Below are 8,971 nucleotides of genomic sequence, written 5' to 3'. Positions count from 1 at the left end.
TGTTCGTTCTTGTTATCGGTCTCTCAATAGAGGAGCCAGCGTTCAATCGAACTATCAGATAGAGAACTTTAGTTGCAGCTAAAGTCTGGGTCTCACCTTACCCTGATTCGTTAGTTATTATCCATACAAGGCGTTTAAGAGGGATTCATGCCGCGTGGCATTTTTGGTATGCGGTTGGTTTTGGTGGTGAAAGTGGTCTGCGGAAGGTTGGTTTATGCGGCATTCACCCCTTAACGCGGCGTTATGTAAAACATTTTAAATTTAAGATGGTTGAATGAAAAAATTTAAAACAGTGACCAAATTCCTAGAAGAAATAGGATTCAGCTGTAAAGGAAGACAGGGTCAATATTCATATGTAGATCACGAGAAGAAAATGGTTTTCTTCGGTATCGATCAGAATAATGGCGACAACGAGAACTTAATTCTTTCAGCCAAATGGGAATATGACCATAAGCGTAAGACCAAGAGTGGAAGAAGCTATAAGAGAGGAAATTACACTACAAGTCTAGATAATATTCACTTGGTTCAAGATAGCGGCTATCAGCTTGTCGCATGCAAAATTAAAACAGTACAAAAAGACGGAAAAACTACGAAGTCTAATTTATTCGATATAGATAACTTACGTACATATAGGCTAAAGAAAGTTGGTGATGACTACTGTGTTCAATAAGCCTAATAGTAATCAGTAGAGCATTGTTTTACATAACAAACTGTTTAAGAGTGATTCGCAACGCGTGGCATTTTTGCTATGCGTTGCATTTAGTGTTTAAGGTGGTATGCGGAAGCATTGGTATTGCGTTGCTCACACCTTAACAGGGCGTTATGTTTCAATTGTAAATTTCAAGTAGGATGTTAAATGACACCAGAACAGATAGTATTATTTAAAGATGTAATATACCCAGTGATAGACATTGCTCTAAAGATCTTTGCAGGTATAGTTTTATTGATTTACCTTCAAGGGAAAACTCAAAAGAGTGAATCAAAAGAAAGAATGTGTGATGTTTACTTTTCTATATTAGATGGTCAGGATAAGTTACATTATCACTATTCAAAACTTCCATTTTTTGAAATATTTGGAACTGCTCCATTCTCTAAAGTTTCAGATGAAACTTATGAGATTTATCATAAATCAGTGGATGACTGTTTAGGGCATAAATACATCTCTAGTTCTGATGCGTTTGATACTCAAATTAGCCTTACAGCTTCTTATAGAAAACTGTATTTCTTGATGGGTAAAAAAGAATATATGAAGTATTTTGCTGAACTTCGTTCTGACGTTGATAAATATTGTTTTGAATCATCTGTTGGAGAATTATCTCAGTTTTCTTTAATGAAAAAATACTCAAAAGAAATCGGTGAGGCTCAAAAAAATATAAAAGAGATCGCGGAGTGGCTGGAGGAAAATAACCTTACTAAAGGTGAGGCGAAGGACAAAATGTATTTTGAATTGCTGAATGTTTACTCAAAAATCTCTAAAGATTCAAGTGAATACTTTCAAAATAAAATAGGAAAACATACACAGAAAATGGTTGAATACATAAACTGGTACGGATAGAAACATAACAAACAGTTCAAGAGGGATTCAGCACGCGTGGCATTTTTGGTATGCGTTTGATTTCGGTGTTGAAGTGCAATGCAGAGGCTTGGTCATTGCGTGCTTCACCCCTTAACTGGGCGTTAGGTTTAAGGTTGTTCATGGAAATCAAAGAGTTTAGTGCCTGTAATCTTGAATCGTTGAGAAATCTCTACTTGGACTCTAGGCGAGATAGTTTCCCATGGCTCAAGGCTGATAGTTTTCGGCTAGAAGACTTCGATCGCGATAGTCAAGGTGAACGAATTTGGTTGTCTGAGGTTTTCGGTAATGTTGCCGGCTTCATTTCCATTTGGGAACCTGACAATTTTATCCATCATCTCTATGTTTCCACGGAATATCAGGGTCAAGGTGTTGGCTCGATGCTGCTTAATGGCGCAAAAAAGAAATATGGCAACTTAAGCCTTAAATGCATGATTCAAAATCAAAGAGCACTCAACTTTTATTTGTCACAAGGTTTTGAAATTGTGTCGAAAGTGGATGATGAATTGGGTGGTTACTACTACATGAGCTTCGGAGCACAAACCTAACAAACGCCTCAAGAGGGACTGTCAACGCGTAGCGTTTCCAGTCCCAATGAGCCGCGGTGGTTACGGTGGTTGTGTTTGAGTTTCGTGTTAATGCGTTGCCAGCCCCTTAGGCGGGCGTTAACTTACCAGAACGCCATTTTCTTTACTAAATCAATGGTATATGTATTATTGGTGTCGAGCAGATATTGTAGGAAACGCTAATGATTGAAATGTTGATTGAAAATAAAGAATGGCTTTTCTCGGGAGCAGGAATGGCATTGATTGCAGCTATAGGTTCAAGGGTATTTAAGTCACACCCTGCACCTACCGAAACCAAGATTATAGTTGCGACTCAAGCAAATCAAGATGCGAAGAGCGATACTGAAATTGATTCAGAAGTAAGTCGAATTGCTATGCGTTTTGTAAAAACGTTAGACTTAATGAATGAAGGCAGGGAGTATTCAAAATACACAATTGCTCAGTTAGCTCAAGTAATGAAACTACATAAGGTTAGTGAGTTAGAAGGCGTCTTTCGAGGAAAAGAAGAACCAACATTTGAGTTTGTAGATCATTTTGCGAATACATTCGGAGTAAATAGAGATTGGCTTTTAGAGGGTAAAAATAGCCCATTTAGCAACAATGACCAGACTATGAGTGAGCCTCATTGGTATTTAGATGAAATTAAACAAACCAAACCTCTGCGTGTATTCTTTGTCCGAGAAGATAGCAGTAAAGCTCGTGCGTTTTTACTACTCAAAATTGATGATTTTAAATACAAAATATTACATCGGACCTGGCATATAAGTGATGAAGTAGGGGCTGGTGGCAGACGCCAACTTGTTAGCTTTTATGAATTGATAAAATCATTGCGTGATAAGCAACGTTATAGCTCTAGATGCGGAGGTTTAACGTTAAGCTGTGATGACTTTAGCTGCTTACTATCCGGTGAAAAATATCCAGGTACTTTTGTAGGCATTGGCTACAGAGAAGATCCTTGGTGGGATGATTTTACCGACATTCATCACCGATACCCGATTGCGGAAAACTATGAGTCATGGCATGGGCGAAGCTTTATCAAAGCACAAAATATTGTTCGTGAAAAACTCGCTGAAGAGTAAGTTAACAAACGCCTCAAGAGGGACTGTCAACGCGTGGCGTTTCCAGTCCCAATGAGCCGCGGTGGTTACGGTTGTTGCGTTTGAGTTTAGTGTTATGCGTTGCCAGCCCCTTAGGCGGGCGTTATATGCTTTAGGGATTTCTGAACAGGATGTTTTTGATACTAGCAATATTGGGTGCTATCTACCTGTTATTTAAGCTGTACCAAGAAGGCGAAGAGATAGGTTGGAACAGAATTTTAGTTACTATCTTTTTTGTCAGCTATTCAGCTCTGTATTTGTATGTTCCACCTTTCTTAGGCATGAATAACCAATATGCAGGTAAAATGTACGAATTAGTTCCAATCGGATGCTATTTCATGGCTTTACTTCCCGATATGGAAGAAGCAGAAACTGAGGCGAAAGCCTTCGTATTTTTCGCTTGGTGTGGTCTTATTCTGATAGCATCTTTCTTGGTTTACTTTAAGTTGCATGTGTGGTGATCGGTGCCAGTACGCATATAACAAGCGTTAATGAGGGACTTGGCACGCGTGGCATTTTCAATTTGCGTTGGGTTTAGTGTTTAAGGTGTGATGCGGTTACTTTTTTAGTGCGTGCCTGCGCCCCTTAACGCGGCGTTATAAGCCAAAGAGGAAATATGGAAAATTCTTTAATACTTGTTGCTCTCAGTGCGGAGCAAATCTCCCAAGCTAAAGCGAACAATGGGCAGCGCAAACAGATTACCCATGCATTACTTTGTGGTTCTTATGGGCAAATGTTTGGTACTGAAAAACAGTGCTCGAAATACTACAACGTATGGAAAGATATTTTCCAAGACCTATTTTCCGAGTCAAAATCTGTGCAGGCTTATGATGTGATTAATTATGAATCAACCTTTGATTTAGTGAACATTCTAATAGCAGCTACTGACCAACATAAACAGGTTCATAAATGCACTAAACCAACTAAAAGCCAGAAATCTCAGCCAACAGAAAAGAAAGGGTTTTGGGCACGTATCTTTGGGTAGGCTTATAACAAACAATTTAAGAGTGATTCAGCACGCTTGGCATTTTTGGTTTGGGTTTAGTTCAGTGTTTACGGTAGTCAAATTGAGTTCTGTGGCAGCGTGCTTCACACCTTAATTGGGCGTTATGCTTAATCAAATAAAATCAGTGGTTTATGGTTTTCTTTGCTCCCTTGGCTTATTGGTTTTGTGCTTGTCGGCAAACTGGCTTCTTCGGGCGCTGTTTTGGGACACTTATTCTTTGGCGCTCAAAATTCAGAGAGTTGCCTCAATCAATTCTCAGGTAAGCGCGACGTTAGGGCAGTTGGCTCAGTCAGCAATTTGAACTTAGGTTTTTAAGTTTTAGTAGCCAAATTTCAAAGTCTTATTTTCAAAACTATGAGTCATTTCGGTTTTTTAGGTTTTGCCTTTTGTTAGCGGATCCTAGTCGAGTTAATCTTGTTTTGGTAAAAATGTGGGCGTTGAAGCTTAAGCATAACAAAGCGTTAAAGTGGGATTTGGCACGCGTGGCATTTTCAGTTTGCGTTGAGTTCGGTGGTTACGGCACTGTGCGGTAGCTTTTGTATTGCGTGCCTGCACCCCTTAACGCGGCGTTATGCTTAATCACGTAAAATCAGTGGTTTATGGTTTTCTTTGTTCCCTTGGATTTTTAGTTTGGTTTTGTCGGCAAGTTGGCTTTTTTGAGCGCTGTTTTTCGGACACTCATTCTTTGACGCTGGAAATTCAGAGAGTTGCCTCAATCAATTTTCGGGTAAGTGCGAGGTTAGGGCGGTTGGCTCAATCAGAAATCCATTTTTGGTTTTTAAACTCCAAACCAGATTTGCCAAAATCCGAAGCCTGATTATCAAAACTATGATTCATTTCGGTTTCTACGTTTTGGCTTTTGTTTGTAAATCAAAGTCGAGTTAATCTTGTTTCTAGTAAAACGTAACCCATTGAAGCTTAAGCATAACAAGGCGTTTAAGCGGGACTTGGCACGCGTGGCATTTTCAGTTTGCGTTGAGTTTGGTGGTTACGGTACTGTGCGGTAGCTTTTGTAGTGCGTGCCTGCGCCCCTTAACGCGGCGTTAGCTTCTTAAAGGCTAAAATCATTAAAATCCAAACTTCTTGTTCTGAAAAATCAGCTTTTAGTGTTCAAATTGCACAATTTGGCATTTGAATTTTGCTAGATGCTGATTTGGTAGAAAGTGTTGGAAGTTCCGCAGTTTCAAAGCCGCTGAAAACCAACAAGTCTCGATGCTTCAAAGTTGTTGGATGTTCAACACTGCCAACTTGGTTTCACAAAAGGCTGCATCGTCGCTGAAATCGCGCTTTTTTTGTCGGAAATTCGGTAAGTGGCCAACTCAACCTTGAACGCTGTGAGTTTTGACAGCTCACTTCACAGCTTTTGGCGCTGGACGTGTGTTTGCTTGATGCTTTTGCGTAAAATGACTTTCAAGCAAATGTGTTTGAAAAATCATTGCTAAACAATAGGCTACGAAGCTAACAAACGCCTCAAGAGGGACTGTCAACGCGTGGCGTTTCCAGTCCCATTGAGCCGCGGTGGTTTCGGTTGTTGTGTTTGAGTTTAGTAGTAATGCGTTGCCAGCCCCTTAGGCGGGCGTTAGCTTCTTAAAGACAGAAATCATCAAAATCCAAGCTCAATCGTTCTGAAAACTCAGCTTTTAGCGTTCAAATTTCACAACTTGGCTTTCGAATTTGTCGGATGCTGACTTGGTAGAAAGCGTTGAAAGTTCAGTATTTTCAAAGTCGCTGAAAACCATCAAGCTTCGATGCTTCAATGTTGTTGGATGCTCCACACGGAAAGTTTGATTTCACAAAGGCTGCATCATCGCTGAAAGTGTGCTTTCTTTGTCGCGGACTCTTAACCGTGGCCAACTTAGCCTTGAGCGTTTTGAGTTTTGGCAGCCAACTTCACAGCTTTTGGCGTTGGACGTGTGTTTGAGTGATGCTTTTGCATAAAATGCATTTCAAGCAAATGTGTTTAAAAAGTCATTGTTAAACAATCGGCTACGAAGCTAACAAACGCCTCAAGAGGGACTGTCAACGCGTGGCGTTTCCAGTCCCATTGAGCCGCAGTGGTTTCGGTTGTTGTGTTTGAGTTTAGTGGTAGTGCGTTGCCCGCCCCTTAGGCGGGCGTTATGGGGCTTCATTCAAGTACAAAATTCTAAAGAGGTGGCTAGTGAGATTACACGAAATTAAGATCGACAATTTTCGAAAATTAAAAGGTTGTACGATTGGTTTTAGAGATTCGAATTTTTTAATTGGCGCAAATAATGCGGGTAAATCTAGTGTTTTTGCAGCAATTCAACTTCTGCATAGTGCAAAGAATGCACAGAGAGAAGATTATTCGAAAACATATAATGAAAAAGATGATTTGTATGAATATGCTGAAGAAATTGAAATGGTTGCGGAATACCACAATTTGCCGGAAGAGGCTAAAGAGTGGGTTGGTTTTAAAGGCCGAATTATTAAAGTTGAGGCTCCTTTACCAGATGAAACTGAAAACAGCATAGTTTACAAAAAAGTTTGGTCTATCACACAGTCAAAGCCAAAAGTTTACATGCTTGAATATCCTAAGGCACCTAAAGACCAGTTTGTTGGTGCAACACAAGTGTCAGAATTAGTAGGTGACGATTTCACGGCAGAATTTTTGAAAGAATTTTTTGGTGAAGGTAATTTTTCGAAAAACCTCACTATTAAAGCAATTAAAGAAAAACTCGAAGATTTAACTGAATATTGGGAAATTCAAGAAGATCAAGAACCACAGTGGGTTGAAAATCCGGGTGGCATTCCTGGTAATGTACTTTCTAAATTACCTCGTATAGTTATTGTGCCTGCTGAATCATGTGTATCTGAATTAACCTCAAGCAATGGAGCATTACAGTCTCTTTTAGGTGATTTATTTGAACAAGTGCGATCTCAGTCAGAAAACTATGAACAAGCACAGCATTTTCTAAACCAATTAGCATCAGAACTAAATCCAAGTGATACAGGCACTGACTTTGGTAAGTTAATTCAAGAACTAAATGGTATGGTTCACAACTTGTTTCCAGATTCATCTGTTCATGTTTCTGCCGCATTAGATAAACCAGAGAAAACTATTAAACCTCAATTTTCAGTTGAACTGGAAAGTAATGTAAAAACAGAGGTTTCATACCAAGGTCACGGTATGATAAGAGCAACAGCATTTCAGTTGCTGAGGTTTGTACAGGAATTTGTAAACAAAAATTCAGATAACCCGCGAAGCACGATTTTTTGCTTTGAAGAACCAGAAATTTATTTGCATCCATCGGCGGCAAATCAACTCAGGGATTCGTTGTATGAGCTTGCAGGACCTAATTGTCAAATTGTTGCGACTACCCATTCGCCATATATGGTAAATCTTGGTACAGACAATAGCATTAGCTTAACTAAATTTTCATATAGCGATGGTGGCTTTACTGGAACTACATCATTCAATCTTGAAAGTGCATTCTCTGATCTTCAACAGGATGAAAAACAAAATCTGAAAATGTTACTAAAAGTTGATGATTATATCTCAAGAATGTTTTTTACTAACAAATGTATATTTGTGGAAGGAGATACAGAAGAAGTTGTCGTTAGAGAAACAATCAAGCGTTTAAGCTCGGAAGATAAGGCTCGGGTTATTGGTAATTGTGAGTTCCTAAGGGCGCGTGGTAAAGCTGTGTTGATTTCGATAGCTAAATACCTAAATGCATTAGATGTTAACTATATTTTTATGCACGATCGTGATGCTGGAACGGAGAGGGCAGAAGCAATGAATGCTCCCATTCTTGCTCAAACAGGTCCTGAACGTAGAATAATGATCGAAGAGTGTATCGAAGACTTGCTCGGTTATGCTGCACCATCAAGCGAAAAACCGTATAAGGCATACGAACATATATCTTCAAATTGGAGTGATGAGTTCAGCGAATTACCAGAGCGTTGGAAAACTGTGTTTTTAGATCTTTGTTCTCCATATTTAGATCATCTAAAACCAGCCCCATAACAAACGCTTCAAGAGGGACAGCCAACGCGCGGCATTTTTACCATGCGTTGGTTTTTGTGGTTATGGTGTTATGCGGAAAGTTGGTAGTAGCGTTGGCTGCCCCTTAAGCGGGCGTTATGCTTAATCAAGTAAAATCAGTGGTTTATGGTTTTTCTTTGCTCCCTCAGCTTTTCAGTTTGGTGTTTGTCGGCAAGTTGGCTGTTTTGAGCGCTGTTTTTCGGACATCAATTCTTTGGCGCTGAAAATTCTGAGTGTTGCCTCATTCTATTTTCGGGCAAGCGCGAGGTTAGTGCGGCTGGCTCAATCAGAAATCCATTTTTGGTTTTTAAACTCCAAGCCAGTTTTGCCAAAATCCGAAGTCTGATTATTAAAACTATGATTCATTTCGGTTTTCTAATTTTTGGCTTTTGTTTCTGAATCAAAGTCGAGTTAATCTTGTTTCCAGAAAAACGTAACCCATTGAAGCTTAAGCATAACAAACGAGTATGGCGTCAATAGTTAATTTTTCGCCATATTTTCATTCCACATAGTTCCGTCTCTTAGCATTGAATTCAGGATCACAACCATCTTTCTAACACAGGCAATGATGGCTACTTTTTTGGGTTTTCCTGCTTCCAGTAATCGCTGATATGTGGTCTTAAAAACAGGGTTAGATTGCATTGCAGACATCATCGCCATATACAGGACTGTACGCACCTGAGCGCGCCCACCTTGGATAATTCGTTTGCCTTTATAGCGGCC

General features: G+C 39.7%; 9 protein-coding genes and 5 pseudogenes. 13 read left to right on the top strand and 1 reads right to left on the bottom strand.

The genetic code is table 11. The annotated features are described in order from the left end of the window. The first annotated feature begins 119 nt into the window (after positions 1 to 119). From CIK04_RS14175 to CIK04_RS14090, 13 genes and pseudogenes are all read left to right on the top strand, one after another. A complete protein-coding gene (locus tag CIK04_RS14175) occupies positions 120 to 278 on the top strand; it encodes a DUF3265 domain-containing protein (protein WP_176463338.1) in 159 nt (52 codons plus the stop codon). Next, on the top strand, positions 275 to 670 hold the full coding sequence (locus CIK04_RS14170) for a hypothetical protein (RefSeq protein ID WP_065168335.1): 396 nt from the start codon (positions 275 to 277) through the stop codon (positions 668 to 670). Before CIK04_RS14175 ends, CIK04_RS14170 begins: the two co-directional genes overlap by 4 nt. Positions 671 to 692: 22 nt before the next feature. Beyond that, positions 693 to 813: pseudogene (locus CIK04_RS14165) on the top strand (DUF3265 domain-containing protein). 43 nt (positions 814 to 856) lie between these two features. Further along, entirely contained in the window at positions 857 to 1,555 is a 699-nt protein-coding gene (locus CIK04_RS14160) for a hypothetical protein (RefSeq protein WP_097353653.1), read from the top strand. A gap of 3 nt (positions 1,556 to 1,558) precedes the next feature. Beyond that, positions 1,559 to 1,670, top strand: a pseudogene (locus tag CIK04_RS14155) (DUF3265 domain-containing protein); the annotation flags it as partial. 25 nt (positions 1,671 to 1,695) lie between these two features. Further along, positions 1,696 to 2,121 (top strand): GNAT family N-acetyltransferase, encoded by a 426-nt coding sequence (locus CIK04_RS14150; RefSeq protein ID WP_097353657.1) that lies wholly within the window; start codon positions 1,696 to 1,698, stop codon positions 2,119 to 2,121. Positions 2,122 to 2,321: 200 nt separating this feature from the next. Continuing rightward, positions 2,322 to 3,218 (top strand): helix-turn-helix domain-containing protein, encoded by an 897-nt coding sequence (locus CIK04_RS14145; protein WP_097353652.1) that lies wholly within the window; start codon positions 2,322 to 2,324, stop codon positions 3,216 to 3,218. Between the two features lie 149 nt (positions 3,219 to 3,367). After that, complete coding sequence (locus CIK04_RS14135; RefSeq protein WP_005500288.1) at positions 3,368 to 3,697, top strand: hypothetical protein; 330 nt, start codon at positions 3,368 to 3,370, stop codon at positions 3,695 to 3,697. A 155-nt stretch (positions 3,698 to 3,852) separates the two neighbouring features. Then, positions 3,853 to 4,221 (top strand): hypothetical protein, encoded by a 369-nt coding sequence (locus tag CIK04_RS14130; protein ID WP_097353651.1) that lies wholly within the window; start codon positions 3,853 to 3,855, stop codon positions 4,219 to 4,221. 1,244 nt (positions 4,222 to 5,465) lie between these two features. Further along, a pseudogene (locus CIK04_RS35560) lies at positions 5,466 to 5,510 on the top strand (hypothetical protein); the annotation flags it as partial. Further along, positions 5,491 to 5,584: pseudogene (locus tag CIK04_RS35555) on the top strand (ggdef family protein); the annotation flags it as partial. The pseudogenes CIK04_RS35560 and CIK04_RS35555, both read left to right, overlap by 20 nt. Positions 5,585 to 5,998: 414 nt before the next feature. Then, positions 5,999 to 6,180: pseudogene (locus CIK04_RS14095) on the top strand (DUF645 family protein). A 220-nt stretch (positions 6,181 to 6,400) separates the two neighbouring features. After that, positions 6,401 to 8,230 carry an AAA family ATPase gene (locus CIK04_RS14090; RefSeq protein WP_097353650.1) on the top strand — a complete coding sequence of 610 codons (1,830 nt, stop codon included), beginning with the start codon at positions 6,401 to 6,403 and terminating at the stop codon, positions 8,228 to 8,230. A 498-nt stretch (positions 8,231 to 8,728) separates the two neighbouring features. Here the strand turns inward: CIK04_RS14090 and CIK04_RS14080 are convergent. Further along, positions 8,729 to 8,971, bottom strand: a 243-nt coding sequence (locus CIK04_RS14080; protein ID WP_142994982.1) for a transposase, incomplete at its 5' end; no start/stop codon positions are given.

It is taken from the genome of Vibrio sp. 03_296, assembly GCF_002265885.1.
This window is presented reverse-complemented; position numbering and strand designations above follow the sequence as displayed.

Coding starts and splice junctions, on each gene's coding strand:
- CIK04_RS14170 (WP_065168335.1), top strand. CDS start 275: ATGAAAAAATTTAAAACAGTGACCAAATTCCTAGAAGAAATAGGATTC.
- CIK04_RS14160 (WP_097353653.1), top strand. CDS start 857: ATGACACCAGAACAGATAGTATTATTTAAAGATGTAATATACCCAGTG.
- CIK04_RS14150 (WP_097353657.1), top strand. CDS start 1,696: ATGGAAATCAAAGAGTTTAGTGCCTGTAATCTTGAATCGTTGAGAAAT.
- CIK04_RS14145 (WP_097353652.1), top strand. CDS start 2,322: ATGATTGAAATGTTGATTGAAAATAAAGAATGGCTTTTCTCGGGAGCA.
- CIK04_RS14135 (WP_005500288.1), top strand. CDS start 3,368: ATGTTTTTGATACTAGCAATATTGGGTGCTATCTACCTGTTATTTAAG.
- CIK04_RS14130 (WP_097353651.1), top strand. CDS start 3,853: ATGGAAAATTCTTTAATACTTGTTGCTCTCAGTGCGGAGCAAATCTCC.